Raw genomic sequence first — 12,787 nt, forward strand, 5'->3', positions numbered from 1 at the left:
CGGGGATTGATGATATGTACCACCGGAATCTGAAAGCGTATAAGACAACCAGTATTGAAGCGGAATTGGCGGTGGCAGATCCCCATCGGGTCATTCAGCTAATGATGCAAGGACTGTTGGAGTGCCTTGCACAGGCGAAAGGAGCCATAGAGCGGAAAGATATGGAGGCAAAGGCCAGAACCATCGCCAAGGCTCAGGGACTGGTGCATGGTCTTCAGGATGCGCTGGATATGACACAAGGGCAGATCGCGGAGGATCTGTTTGCGCTCTATGCCTATATGGATGAGCGTATCTGGGACGCCAGCGTGCGGCGTGACGTTCAGCCCCTCGATGAGGTCATGACACTGATGTTGACGATCAAGTCGGCTTGGGATCAAATCACCGACGCGGATAAGCAGCAGGGATTTCAGCTAAAACAAGCGTCAGGGAGTGTGTAGTGAAGGCGCTGAACGATTATGGTGATGCGTTGACCGATAATATCGCGACCTTGCAGCGATTGTTGACGAGCCATCAATATGAAGAGGCTTTGGCTTGTATGGATGAGCGTCTGGCAATCATCACGGTACTGACGGAGCTTTCTCGGCAGCAGAAGCTGGCGTCAACGGCAATGGCTACCTTGGTCAGAGACCAACTAGCACAAGAAGAGAGGCTGAGAAGTCTGGCTGAGACGTTTAAGAATGAGATTGCGATGCAGCTAGTGACCCTTGGCAGGGCCAACAAGGCAAAGTCTACTTATCGTGGAAATAGGTAAGCTCTAGCCCGCCGAGGCAGCGTGTTGCATTGTTTGATAAACGTCACGGCTGAGTGATCAATCATTCGTACTGTTTAGATTGTCGAGTGTTCATCTGATTTTTCTTATATGAAGTGAACATGAATTGTACGCAAGCACTTAGGTTTAATATGCCCTCATTTATTGTTGAGTTTTGGTCGAGCATCTTCGGCATACTGGCGAAAGTGTCGGTATTCACTCTGGTAAGGAAAGTGTTCCCCTCAGCAATCACCGCTCGATTTGTCGATGTTTGGGTGTTGAGTCACCTCGTCCTGTCCATGGTGGCGGTAGTGGTCGCCGTCTACTCACCCTATCCTGTTCTTGGATATCTTTTCATGGGGTATGGATTTCTTCGAACCTTTGAAATCGTCGTATACCAGACGAATGTCCTGCTGTTTGATGAGTATCGGGTAGTAAAAGCGGGTGGTGAATACCGACTGGAGGGTTACCGTCGTATCGTCTTGCTGTTACTGCATAATTATTTCGAAATCATACTTTGGTTGGCGTGCACATATACGGTCATGGCCGCTGACTTCGAACATAAATGGCTACCAGGCACAGGTACTGTCTTTGGTGGTATTTATAGCAGTTTTATCACAATGACCTCATTTGGTGATTTCGATTTATTGCCAAAAAGCACTATGGCTGCCTCTGTGCTGCTTTTTCACGCGACAGTCGGCCTGTTCATGACACTGCTAAGTCTGGCCAGATTTATTAGCTTGATACCTGCACCGAAGACTCGTGATCTCGTAGAGATGAAACAAATAGACAGTTCCAACGATAGCCAGTAATTAAGGCTGGGATTAATAAGGATTTAGCGCTGTCCTAATACCCGTTAGGTGATGATGGCCTGCTATGTAGGCATCCACTTTGCATTTTAATGAAACCTACGTTCTTGAAAGAGGTAGGTGTATCCGAATTATTTTCTTGAGGACACCGTCATGGCTCATACCCTGGTAACCCCCAGGTACTACCAAGATTTTCAATGTATTGGCGATAAGTGTGAGGATAATTGCTGCCATGGATGGACGATTTCGATAGACAAGAAGACTTATCGTAACTATGTCAGTCATCCGGATCCGCTGATTCAAAGCACGGCCAAGCAGCATATTGAGAAAGTGAAAAATTCAGACGCTCACTGGGGGACTATCCGTATGGATGAGTCTGGCGTCTGCCCCTTTCTGGATGAGGTCGGACTATGCAATGTGCACAAAAAGATGGGTGCCGAGGCGCTGAGCCACACCTGTAAGACCTACCCTAGGCAACTGCAGCAATTTGGTGTCCAGCACAGGCGAAGCCTGATGCTCTCCTGCCCGGAAGTGAGCAGACAGGTACTATTGAATCCAGATGCCATGGTGGTTGATGTCACCCCATTCAAGGGGCAGGCCAAGGCTTCTACTGTACCCAGCACCATTGATACCCTGCATTCATTGAGTATCGATGTGTTGCTTACCGATGGTATGACGATAGAAGATAAACTATGGCTGATCGGTATGTTGGTGCACAGGGATGAAAGCAAGGGCTCAAACCAGGCATTTATCGAACAATTAATTCCCATGATCAATGATGGCCAGTTGAGTGCCGCCTTCTCTCAAATTCCGTTCATTGGTAAAGTGCAGTGGTGGGCCTTGCGTACCCTGACGCATCTGTTAATACAAAACCAGCAGCGTCGTGGCAGGGCTGTGATGCTCCGTTGTTTGAATAAAATCAATCAGGTATTAGAAGGTGAATTTTATGAGGATAAGTTACTGCTGATACACCAAAGCTGGCACCAAAAGGTCGTGCCATTTTTGATGGAGCGTCCCCATATTCAACAGAACTATCTGCTTTATCATGTCTACCACAACCAGTTCCCAGCGGGGTATGACTCCCCACAAGTAGCCTATCAGGTTCTCATTGCGGACTATTTCTTGCTGCGCAGCTATTTATCCTTGATCGCGATGGATGAAGAACTGCTTACCGAAAACAATGTTACAGATTTGTTTTATAGCTACCATACACTCCGCCAACACAATCCTAAATTCTTGACCGTTTTGACACAAGGCCTGCAGCAATCAGGGCTGGCCAATGATATTACGCTTTATGCTCTATTAAAGACCGGCCATGATTAATACTGGGGGAATATTTATTATGGCAATGATGCGCTACCTGCAAAATGGTGTAATAGATCAGAACCGCCGATCGCCGTCAAGCTGAGAAAAACCGGAAATGAGGTGCGCAATGACGGGGAGTTCTTCCGGTAATCGGTGGGGGTGATCCCGCCCACTACCGGCATGTCGTACAGCTGAAACTGGGTGATCCATCCCTTGTCGAGCGCCGCCGGAGCCGGTTTGGACGGGGAGGGGCGTCAGGAAAAATTCGGCAGAAATTGAGAGGGAGGCATTTGCCTCCCTCATTGCTATCCAGTGACCGGTTGGCTCACTTGGTTTTCGGTGCGACTTTGACGGCCGGGGTCTTGGCGTGGGTGGTCTTATGGTGTTTTTTCACCACCTTGGTCTGGGTCGCCTTCGGTGCAGCGGTCTTGGTCGGGGTGGCCGCCATGGTGAAACCAGAGGTGAGCGCGAAGACGGCAGCCAGGGTCAGGGGAATGATTTTTTTCATGTTCAATTTCCTTATTCGGGTTGATGTTATGGAGCACTCTCCATGACAGTCATCCTATGACGGTTGCGGCGGCCCTTCAGTGAGCGGTTGGTGACGGTTTGTATCCAAATGTACCGGCAGGGTGAGGCAGAAGCTGGCGCCGTGGTCACTGGCCAGCAGCGCCACATCCCCCCCGTGATGACGGGCAATGCTGCGCACGATGGCCAGTCCCAGTCCGGTGCCGCCGGTGCGACGATCCCGGCTCTGATCAAGGCGCACGAACGGTTCGAAGATCTGGGGCGCCAGCGCCGGATCGATCCCCGGCCCATCGTCGCTCACCTCCAGCAGATAGTTATCCTGCAAGCGCGAAAGCGAGAGGGTGACCCGGTTTTCGGCATAACGCAGGGCATTGCCGATCAGGTTCTCCACCGCGCGCGTCAGCAGACGCTGATCGCCGCACCAGGGCATGTGGCGTGGCGGCAGATCGAGGGAGAGCCTCTTCTCGGGGGCCAGCGCCTGCCAGTCGCCGAGATGCGCTTGTGCCCAGTGGCTGAGCTCCAGCGCGTCCCGCTGCAACGGCAGCTCCGGCCTGTCCAGCTTGGCGTAGGTGAGCATCTCTTCGATCAGGGCGTCCAGCGCTCCCAGATCCCGCTCCAGCGCCTGCTGTTCCTGCTCGGCAGGGGCAGGCTCCAGCATGGCGAGTCGATAGCGCAACCGGACCAGCGGGGTACGCAACTCGTGGGCGATGGCATCGGTCAGCTGCTTGCGGCTGGCGATCATGGCCTGCAATTGGGTCGCCATCTGATCGAAGGTGCGCCCCACCTGGGCCAGACTGCTGCCCGGTGGCAGATTGGTTCGGCAGGAGAGATCCCCGTCTCCCACGCGACGAGCGGTCTGTTCCAACTGCTGCAGACCGCGCCAGTGGGGCCGCAGCCAGAGCAGGATAGGCAGGCCGAGGGAGAGGCCAATCAGCAACAGCAGTCCCACATCGACCCAGTGCAGTTCATGCAGGTAAGAGAGATAGGGGACGGGGCCGACAATGAGCACCCGGTCTGTATCTGGGATGCGCTGCAGGAAGGTGTCATCCTCCTCGACGATGACAATGTTGCCATCGGCCAGAAATGCCTGATCCTCGCTGGCCAGGGGCTGGCGCGCCAGCTCGCCGATCTTGAGGGGGAGGGTAAACTGGCTGCTCTGCTCGGCCAATCGATCGGGCCAGTGCTGTGGCGGGGTTCTTGCCAATTCGCCGGTCAACAGGCCAAGAGAGCCCTGCATCATTCGCTCGAGATAGCGGTCACCCGCCCGCTCGGCGGTCACCTGATAGACCATACCAACCAGCAGAATGGCAAGGATGAAGCAGCCGATCAGCAACAGATAGAACTGGATAAAGAGACGGCGCATGGCGGTGCTCCCAAAAGAGGATTATTCCCAGGCGTGGGGGACGAAGAGGTAGCCTTTCTGGCGCACCGTCTTGATCCGGGTCGGGTTGTCAGGGTTATCCCCCAATTTTCGGCGCAGGCGGGAGATGGCCACATCCATGCTGCGGTCCTGACCGTCATACTCCCGGCCGCGCAGGTTGCGAAAGAGGACTTCCCGACTCAAGATTTGGCCCGCGTGGCAGGCGAGTTCCCACAACAGATCAAAGTCGGCGGTCGAGAGGGCAATGCTCTCACCATCGAGCCGCACATCTCGTCCCGGGCCATTTACCCGCAGCCGACCAAATTGCAACTGCTGGGGGGCATTAGTGGTGACGACCGGTTGTCCGGCACTCTGCTGGTGCTGGCGAAACTGAACCCGCAGGCGGGCAAGCAGCACCGGCGGCGGCGTCGTTTTGAGGATGTAATCGTTGGCACCCAGCTCCAGACTCAGGATCTGGTTCATGTCGCTGTCCAGCGAGGTGAGCATCACGATCGGGCCGTCGAAGTGCGGGCGCAGATCCCGACAGAGGGACATGCCATCTTGTCCCGGCAACATGATATCGAGCAGCACCAGATCGGGTTGTTCGGCCTCGACCCGGGCTAGCGCCCTGTCCCCTCGGGGCTCGAGGATCACTTCCATATCGTGGCGACCAAGCCAACTGCTGATGAGCTGACCAATCTCGGGATCATCTTCGACAAAAAGAATGCGTTGCATAGAAAAGCTCCAACGGGAAGCAGGAGGGAAGAAGAGCGTTCAGCATATCAACGGCGCTTGGGAAATACAGAAAAAGAACCGGGCACGATGTGCGGGGGAGTGTGGCAGTGCGTATCGATGGGGAGGTATAAATCGTGACGAATCGGCAGAATCGCATTGATCGACCAGAGGGCTGGGGCGATGGTTACGCGGATCAGGCTGGACGCGCATCAGGTTTCCTACAAACCGTTTCACAATCAGCTGCGCAAAGAGAGCTTTCCCCTGTTTATGAAAGCCCTGGTCGAGCGGGCCATCGCCTTGCGTATCGACCATCAACTCAAAGCGGCTTCCCTCGGCGCGTTCAAGCAGGTGTTACTGCACGATGGCACCTCCTTTGCGGTGCATCGGCGCCTTGCTGCTGATTTTCCCGGCCGGTTCAAGACCATCAGTCCGGCAGCTATCGAGTGCCATATGACCATGTCGCTGTCGGAGCAGAGCCCGTTGTGCATGAGTGTGTCTGCCGATACCGCAGGGGAGCGGCAATTTCTGCCTGAAGCCCACACGCTGACCAACTGCCTGCTGCTGGCTGACGCAGGTTACATTGACAGGGCTTGGTTTGAGCAGGTGAACGACGCCGGCGGCTTTTATCTGATGCGAGGAACGCAAAGCCTGAACCCCAAGATAATCCAAGCCTGGCGCGGTGCGCCCAGGAACAACTTCGTCACCATATTGATACAGTCATTATAACGGCCAATGTTTGCATCAACGCAAGTTTGGGTTGGCCAGGATTGCGTAGCATGGCCTCAATCGGTAACGAAATGGTCAATGGACGATGACGGATCCCAAGAAATATATCTGCCCGGCCTGCGGGCAAAAGAGCGGTGTTGATATCGTCTACGGCATGCCGTCTGGGGAATTGATCGCGATGAGCGATCGCCATGAGGTTGTATTGGGGGGCTGCTGCATTGAGAACGGCTACTCGATGGAGCGGTGTTGCACCCTCTGTCAGCATGAGTGGCGCATTAAACGCAGAAAGCCGGCTGCGCAAACGGAGTAATCCACCGTTAGCGGGGAGGGGAGTGGGTGGCTAGCGCCTGCAACCGGTATTGCTGCAATTGGCTGCAACATGCTCGCAGCAGAGCCGCGAACATCTGCCTGAAAATGGTACATGTGCAAAACCTCAGTATCGGAGCCGGGCGGCGAACAAGGTATCCTCAACCGGGTACACATCAGAGGAAACTGGCGATGGACCGCAGACAACCGCATCGATATCACGTTCACCTTGGCCGACTGTCACCGCGAGCATGGTGGCGTGGGTTTGCCCTGTTCGGCGTGTTGGGGGGCGGGTTGTTTGTCCATACCGCGCAAGCGGCCAACTGCACCTATCGCGAAGATGCCCTGGGCCAGACTCGCTATCAGTGTGATAACGGCAAGCGTGGCACCCTGCGTGAGGATGCGCTGGGGCATATCAGAGACTCCGGCACCGGCACCCGCTGGCGCAAAGATGCGTTGGGCAACCTCAAGGGCAGCGATGGCACCACCTATCGGCAAGATGCACTGGGTAATCTTCGTGGCAACAATGACAAAACCGGCGAGCGGGTGACGTGGCGGAAGGATAGCTTGGGCAATCTGCGCGCCTCGGATGGCACCGTGTGCCGAACCGATGCATTGGGCCAGCTGCGCTGTAGCGGCGAGCGCACACCGCCGGGGCTGTTGCAAGGTAAATAACACGGGTGCCTGGTCTGCCTTCGGGGCTGGCTTGAACAAGCCAGTCCCGTTCCACCCCGTCACGGTTGCGCACAGGGTGGCAGGATTAATGGTTTGTAGTGGCAACGACCCCTTTTAACCGCGCAAAGGTGCGCATGCTGTCACTGGTGGGCAGTTCTGGATAGTCACGGTTATGAGCCTTGAGCCGATATTCGCCAGTGCTGTTTTTGGTCACTACCCGCAGCAGATACCGGTTAACGCCACTCTCGTCTTCTTGTTCAATCGCCATGATATTGCCGGTGATCGCCCCCGCGCGCTCGGGGTTGATCCACTCCAGTAACAGCAGGTCCCCATCCACAATCGGCTGTTTGCCTCCGTTCATCGAGTTACCGCTGGCGCGGGCCAGAAAGTAGCGGGCGGGATCAAGCGGGCCCCAGACAGGGTCGATCATCATCAGTTCCCTGTCGCTGTCGTCCCCCTGTTTGAAGTGGCCGCAGGCAATTTTAAGATTGGGGAAATAGGGCAGTTGTACGCAATCCGTCTGCGGCTCTGGCGCATTGGCAGGGATGGCGGTGGGCGCTCGGGAAGTGTGTGCGGTCAAATCAATGATCTCGCCTGCGGGCTCGGCCATCGGTGCCATCACGGCAAGCGTCGCCATCGCATTGTCCGCTGTCGTCGTAGTCGTATGCGATGGCTTGCGTGCCAGATACTGAGCCATGCGCAGGTCGAGCAGCTCTTGCATCATGGGTTGCAGCAGGTCGATCTCGTCGTCGGTGAGGGCAAAATCGGCAATAAAGCGATCATCTTTAACGACAAACCAGTAGCGACGCTGCTCGCGGTCATTTTGACCGGTCGTGTGTTTGATGGGGTTGGCACGCCAGTAGCGCAGCCAGCCGGTGCTGTCAGCGGCCAGCTGTTGTTGTGCGGCAGGCAGATCCCGCGCCAACAGTGCGGGATGACGCTCCAGCAAATAACGGGAATGGCGTGCCAGTGCAGCCAGGGTTGGTGGCTGGCGTAAGCCATCCAGCTCCAGTAAGGCTTGCAGCAAGATAATCTTGAAGCATTTGGTCAGTGGGGTGGTTTCAAGCGCCTGGTGGAGAAACGCCCGGTGTGTTTGCCATACCCCATGGCTGGCCTCATCGAGATCCTCTTCTTGCGCTACCAGCTGGAACCAGCCGCCGATGGATTGGGTGCTGAATTCAAGGTGTTGTTGCTGCATGGCAGACCACACCTGATGGGCGGTTGGCCGATAACCCAGCGTTTCCTTAAGGTCACGATACATCTCGGGCAGGGGCGGTTTGCTGATGGCTTTTAGCCGCGCCATCATCGGTAGCAGGGCGGGATCCAGATTGATAAAGCAGCCATCGACCAGGGTAGGAACGCCTCCCTCACCACGGCGGGTAGTCAACTGCTGTTGTAGTAGCAAGGGTTTGCCAAGACAGGCTTTGTGGTTACCGACCAGATCGATCACCTGCAACCGCGCTTTACCTGAATGCAGACGCAGCCCGCGCCCCAGTTGCTGCAAGAAGACAATTTTAGATTCGGTCGGGCGCAGCATCAGCACGGTGTCGATGGCGGGCAGGTCAGTGCCTTCATTAAACAGATCGACCGAAAAAATGATGTCGATAGTGCCGGCGGCCAACTGTTGCAATACCGTGTGGCGATCCAAGGATGAGCGGGCATGGATGGCAACCGCCCGGATCCCGGCTTGGGTGAAATAATCGGCCATAAACTCGGCGTGACGCACCGAGATGCAAAAAGCCAGCGTACGTTGTTGTCTCAGGGCTTGCCAATGCCGCAAGGCATGTCGCGCTCGCCGCTGACTGGCAAACGCATGATCCAGTGCGACGGGATCAAACTGGCCGTTGCGCCACGGCAATGCGGCATAGTCGATGGTGTCATCATGGATGCCGTGATAGGTCAGCGGGACTAAGAAATGCTGGGCGATGGCGTCGGCCAGGTGGCATTCAAAGACCTGATTGTTATCGCACAGGGAGAGAATATCGGCCTGATCGGTGCGCTCCGGTGTCGCCGTCAAGCCCAGCAAAAAGCGGGGCTGGAAGTGATCCAGCAGCCGCCGGTAGGAGTCCGATGCCGCATGATGAAACTCATCGACCACGATGTAATCGAAATGATCCGGAGCAAAACGGCGCAAATGATGGCGCTTGCCCAGCGTCTGGATCGAGGCAAACAACCAGTCAGCCTCATCGTGCTGCTGACCCTGATAAATACCGGTTTGGGCTGTGGGGCACATATGCAGGAAAGTGGCCCTGGCCTGATTCAGGATCTCTTCGCGGTGGGCCACAAACAGCAAACGGGCCGCCTGCATCTGGCGCACATCAAAGGCTGCCAGCCAGGTTTTGCCAAGGCCGGTCGCCATCACCACCAAGCCTCTTTTGTAACCTGCATGGCGGCTGGCATGCAGTGCCGCCAGCGCCTCCTGCTGCACCTGATTGGGCATGGGTGCTTCACGCAATGCCTCGGTATCGTGCTGCTGGTCACCGGTGAGCAGCCGTAACCCGTTGAGGTCACTTTGCTGGTAGCGGGTCAGGTATTCATCGATCCAGGCGTGGGTCAACGGCACTATGCGAGGGTCCCGCGCCAGCTGCTCGACCTGTGCTACCAGCTGCTGCAGACTGGCTTTAGCCTCATCGCAGGTCTGTTTATCTACAGTGAGCGACCAGTTCCACTCCAGCGAATCATTGAGCGCAGCCGCTGAAATATTGCTTGAGCCGACAAAGGCCTGTCCACAAAGCTGCCGGTGGCCTTTTTCAGCGGGGGCTGGGCGCACAAACAGATAGGATTTAAGGTGAAAACCGCGATTGCCTCGACTCTGATAAATGTGTGCGCTGGTGTGGGTCTGATCGAGTTTGAGCAACTCGCGCAGCGCCACCGGCTCGGTGACCTCCAGATAGTCCGAGGTGATCACCCGCAAGGTGGCACCACGGGCCAAGGCTTGTTGCAGCCCATCGCGCAGCAGCCGCAACCCGCTTTGCCGGATAAACGACACACACAACTCGATTTGTGATCCTTCGCGACACTGTGCTAGCGCCTTCAGCAGATGAGGAAGCAGGGGATCGGTAAAATGGGGATCATCGGGGTGGCCACCCCCTACCAGTCGCAGAGGGCTCAAGCGTGTTGGGCCCGCAGCACGGCATTGAGCCAGCGTTCATCGGCGCGGCCCGGACGCAGATCGGCGGTCTGCCACACCTCTACGGTGACTAGCGGCAATGTATGCAGTAGCGCGTCCAGCGCAGTTTCATCAAGTTGGGTGAAGACCCGTCCATCACGCACCTGTTCGCCACAGCCGTATTTGAATGAGCAGTAAAAATGGCCACCCGTTTTCAGCTGGCGGGCAAGATGCGCCATCACCGCCTGCAAGTCAGCGGCGGGCACATGGAGCAGGCTGGCGCAGGCCCAGATCCCATCCACCGGCTGGTCTGCCTGAAACTGCTCGAAACGGCACACCGTGACCGGCTGGCCAATATAGTCGCTGGCCAACGCTGCCAGTTGGTCGCTGCCATCGAACGCGCTGACCGCAAAACCGGCGGCCTTAAAATAGTGGCTGTCGCGACCGCTCCCACAGCCTGCATCAACAATATGGCCACCAGGTGGGATCAAGGGCAGAAAATGGCGATAAAGAGGCTGCATATCGACACCTAGGGTACTTTCCGCGAAGGCGTTGGCATGCTGGTTGTAGTAATCAAGGGACATGGTGGCTGCATCAGGCTGAAAAAGTGAAATTACCCTATCAAAAACAGGGGAATGATGGAAATTTTTGGTATGGCTCCACCGGTCGCAACGCCATGTTGCAGGCTTGGCTGCAGAAAGGATATCGCCTACGCAATTCGTCAAGGTGAACGGGTGGTGGGGCGTATCACATTCAACATGTAAACGGATACCACCACCGGTTGAAAGAGTGGATGGTGCGCTTTCATGGCGTGGCGACTCACTACCTGAGGAATTATCTGGGTTGGCGCAGGATGCTGGAGCGTTACGGGAAGGGGTGAATATCAAAGCGTGTTTGCATGAGGCGCTGGGGCACCCCATGCAACACGTAATTGGGACATAGCCATCTGATTGGCCAGCGATATTGCGGTTGAGGGGGGTGAATAAAGCAGCAAAATGTGGCGGTGATCACATCGCTGCACGGGCAGCACGCCCAAAACAAACAACCGGCACAGGGCCGGTTGGGTGAAGGTGATGAGAAACGTGGCTGATCCAGCGGGCTAGTGTGGGATGAAAATAAAGTGTCATCCCTGAAAATAGAGTTTCATCCTTGAAAATAAAGTCTCACCCTAACTTTCCGTGAACACCAAAGCTGGCCTGCCTTGCTGGCATGATCACCAGGAGGCTCGCCCTTCACTCTCTCGGTACTCTGCCTGATTTCGGCCATAAACAGAGATAGCCGCTATGTACTACCACCCCAAACCAACCGCCAGTCATGCCGAGGCTGATCATGTGTGGCCATGGCCATGCCTAGATGCTTGCCGGATGTTGCGCTGTGATTGCACGATGTGAGCTGATAATGCACACTATTTCAGATAGTGAGCAAAATTAGCACATATTGAGGCTGTTATGACTACCCATTCCGTTGATGATCTGTCGGCTTACTGCAAGGCTCATTGCGGCCTGGATGCCAAGGCCGTTGCTGACATAGCGCTTGTGTCTCGCCGAACACTGTACAACTGGTGGCAAACCAGACGCCGCACGGTAGAGCTCATCGTGTCCGGTGTGAATACAGAATTGGAAAGTAAAAATATGAGCAATATCGGCTCATAATGCTTGTATGGTGTGCCAATATGGCGCACTATAAACCTATGCACACAGCAACTTGGAGCAACAAATGACAGCAATCCCCTTTGATACTCATAAGGCCATCAAGGGCCTGCAAGAGGCAGGTATTGATCCGAAGCAGGCGGAAGCAATGGTGAATCTGTTCGGTGAGGTATATGGCAACGAAACCGCGACCAAAACAGATTTGAAAATGCTGCATGAAGACCTCAAGACCGATCTGGCTGGCATTAAGACGGATTTGGACTGGATCAAGAAATTCATGTTTGCGGTTGGCTTGGCCGTGGTGATCGCTGCGCTCAAGTACATCTTTATCGGTTGAACCATGCAGGCCGGGAGTCCGGGCCCATTTTTCGAGGAAAATCGTGATGAACGTCAATATCAAAGTCACAGCCACGAACGAAAACACCGCCGCTCTGCTGGCCCACCTCAATGAGCTGAATATGCCTGCGCTTGGCTGCTTCCATGAGTCTGTGTACTGCGTAATGGTGCCCGTCAAGAACTTGTCTGAGGCAATGAATCTGGGGATGAGCCTTGGCGATAAGTACGGCAAGATCACTCATTTCAACAGCCCTCAAGGCATTGTGTTTACCGACACTCGTTGTCAGGCAAGATAACCAGTCAGAGGAAAAACGACCTTGAATATTACGGATTACGTCAATGAGCGCCTGAATGGCGCGTCACAGGAAGAACTACAGTCCATCGTAGCAAGTGACATGTCTCATGTGGACGATGACCCTATGGCCGAGGCAATTGCCGCAGCGCTTGTTGCTGAGGCGCAAGAAAGGTTGTCGGCCATTCAGTCAAACTGATCGAGGAAAAAGG

Annotated in this window: 15 protein-coding genes and 2 pseudogenes; 12 read left to right on the plus strand and 5 right to left on the minus strand. The window is 55.3% G+C overall.

Going from position 1 to position 12,787, the window contains the following annotated elements:
* The first annotated feature begins 14 nt into the window (after positions 1–14).
* From fliS to fliB, 4 genes are all read left to right on the plus strand, one after another.
* A complete protein-coding gene (fliS, locus tag NMD14_08235) occupies positions 15–437 on the plus strand; it encodes a flagellar export chaperone FliS (GenBank protein XEI34357.1) in 423 nt (140 codons plus the stop codon).
* Positions 437–751 (plus strand): hypothetical protein, encoded by a 315-nt coding sequence (locus tag NMD14_08240; GenBank protein XEI34358.1) that lies wholly within the window; start codon positions 437–439, stop codon positions 749–751. Before fliS ends, NMD14_08240 begins: the two co-directional genes overlap by 1 nt.
* Before the next feature lie 119 nt (positions 752–870).
* Positions 871–1,560, plus strand: a complete 690-nt coding sequence (locus NMD14_08245) for a hypothetical protein (GenBank protein ID XEI34359.1) — start codon at positions 871–873, stop codon at positions 1,558–1,560.
* A gap of 150 nt (positions 1,561–1,710) precedes the next feature.
* The gene (fliB, locus tag NMD14_08250) at positions 1,711–2,880 is read left to right on the plus strand and encodes a flagellin lysine-N-methylase (protein XEI34360.1); all 1,170 of its coding nucleotides are present in this window, start codon (positions 1,711–1,713) and stop codon (positions 2,878–2,880) included.
* Between the two features lie 307 nt (positions 2,881–3,187).
* Here the strand turns inward: fliB and NMD14_08255 are convergent, their stop codons facing one another.
* The 3 genes from NMD14_08255 to rstA are packed head-to-tail and all read right to left on the minus strand — an operon-like array spanning position 3,188 to position 5,482.
* Positions 3,188–3,370 (minus strand): hypothetical protein, encoded by a 183-nt coding sequence (locus NMD14_08255; GenBank protein ID XEI34361.1) that lies wholly within the window; start codon positions 3,368–3,370, stop codon positions 3,188–3,190.
* A 54-nt stretch (positions 3,371–3,424) separates the two neighbouring features.
* Positions 3,425–4,750: a two-component system sensor histidine kinase RstB gene (rstB, locus tag NMD14_08260; protein ID XEI34362.1), complete on the minus strand. Its 1,326-nt coding sequence runs from the start codon at positions 4,748–4,750 to the stop codon at positions 3,425–3,427.
* Between the two features lie 21 nt (positions 4,751–4,771).
* Complete coding sequence (gene rstA / locus NMD14_08265) at positions 4,772–5,482, minus strand: two-component system response regulator RstA (GenBank protein ID XEI34363.1); 711 nt, start codon at positions 5,480–5,482, stop codon at positions 4,772–4,774.
* Positions 5,483–5,680: 198 nt separating this feature from the next.
* Between rstA and NMD14_08270 the strand changes: the two are divergent.
* The 3 genes and pseudogenes from NMD14_08270 to NMD14_08280 all read left to right on the plus strand — a co-directional run bounded on the left by NMD14_08270 (position 5,681) and on the right by NMD14_08280 (position 7,189).
* Positions 5,681–6,163: pseudogene (locus NMD14_08270) on the plus strand (transposase).
* A 130-nt stretch (positions 6,164–6,293) separates the two neighbouring features.
* Positions 6,294–6,518, plus strand: coding sequence for a hypothetical protein (locus tag NMD14_08275; protein ID XEI34364.1), 225 nt, complete (start codon positions 6,294–6,296; stop codon positions 6,516–6,518).
* A 188-nt stretch (positions 6,519–6,706) separates the two neighbouring features.
* Positions 6,707–7,189, plus strand: a complete 483-nt coding sequence (locus tag NMD14_08280) for a hypothetical protein (GenBank protein XEI34365.1) — start codon at positions 6,707–6,709, stop codon at positions 7,187–7,189.
* Positions 7,190–7,274: 85 nt separating this feature from the next.
* Here the strand turns inward: NMD14_08280 and NMD14_08285 are convergent, their stop codons facing one another.
* Both NMD14_08285 and NMD14_08290 read right to left on the minus strand, forming a co-directional pair.
* Positions 7,275–10,178 carry a DEAD/DEAH box helicase family protein gene (locus NMD14_08285; GenBank protein XEI34366.1) on the minus strand — a complete coding sequence of 968 codons (2,904 nt, stop codon included), beginning with the start codon at positions 10,176–10,178 and terminating at the stop codon, positions 7,275–7,277.
* A gap of 119 nt (positions 10,179–10,297) precedes the next feature.
* Complete coding sequence (locus NMD14_08290; protein ID XEI34367.1) at positions 10,298–10,882, minus strand: class I SAM-dependent methyltransferase; 585 nt, start codon at positions 10,880–10,882, stop codon at positions 10,298–10,300.
* A 135-nt stretch (positions 10,883–11,017) separates the two neighbouring features.
* Between NMD14_08290 and NMD14_08295 the strand changes: the two are divergent.
* The 5 genes and pseudogenes from NMD14_08295 to NMD14_08315 all read left to right on the plus strand — a co-directional run bounded on the left by NMD14_08295 (position 11,018) and on the right by NMD14_08315 (position 12,774).
* A pseudogene (locus NMD14_08295) lies at positions 11,018–11,240 on the plus strand (IS1595 family transposase).
* Positions 11,241–11,746: 506 nt separating this feature from the next.
* A complete protein-coding gene (locus NMD14_08300) occupies positions 11,747–11,950 on the plus strand; it encodes a YfdQ family protein (GenBank protein XEI34368.1) in 204 nt (67 codons plus the stop codon).
* A gap of 64 nt (positions 11,951–12,014) precedes the next feature.
* Complete coding sequence (locus NMD14_08305; protein ID XEI34369.1) at positions 12,015–12,284, plus strand: CCDC90 family protein; 270 nt, start codon at positions 12,015–12,017, stop codon at positions 12,282–12,284.
* A gap of 46 nt (positions 12,285–12,330) precedes the next feature.
* Positions 12,331–12,579: a hypothetical protein gene (locus NMD14_08310; GenBank protein ID XEI34370.1), complete on the plus strand. Its 249-nt coding sequence runs from the start codon at positions 12,331–12,333 to the stop codon at positions 12,577–12,579.
* A gap of 21 nt (positions 12,580–12,600) precedes the next feature.
* Positions 12,601–12,774: a hypothetical protein gene (locus tag NMD14_08315; GenBank protein ID XEI34371.1), complete on the plus strand. Its 174-nt coding sequence runs from the start codon at positions 12,601–12,603 to the stop codon at positions 12,772–12,774.
* The last annotated feature ends 13 nt before the right edge of the window (positions 12,775–12,787 follow it).

Source organism: Aeromonas veronii (genome assembly GCA_041319085.1).
Lineage (GTDB): Bacteria > Pseudomonadota > Gammaproteobacteria > Enterobacterales > Aeromonadaceae > Aeromonas > Aeromonas veronii_F.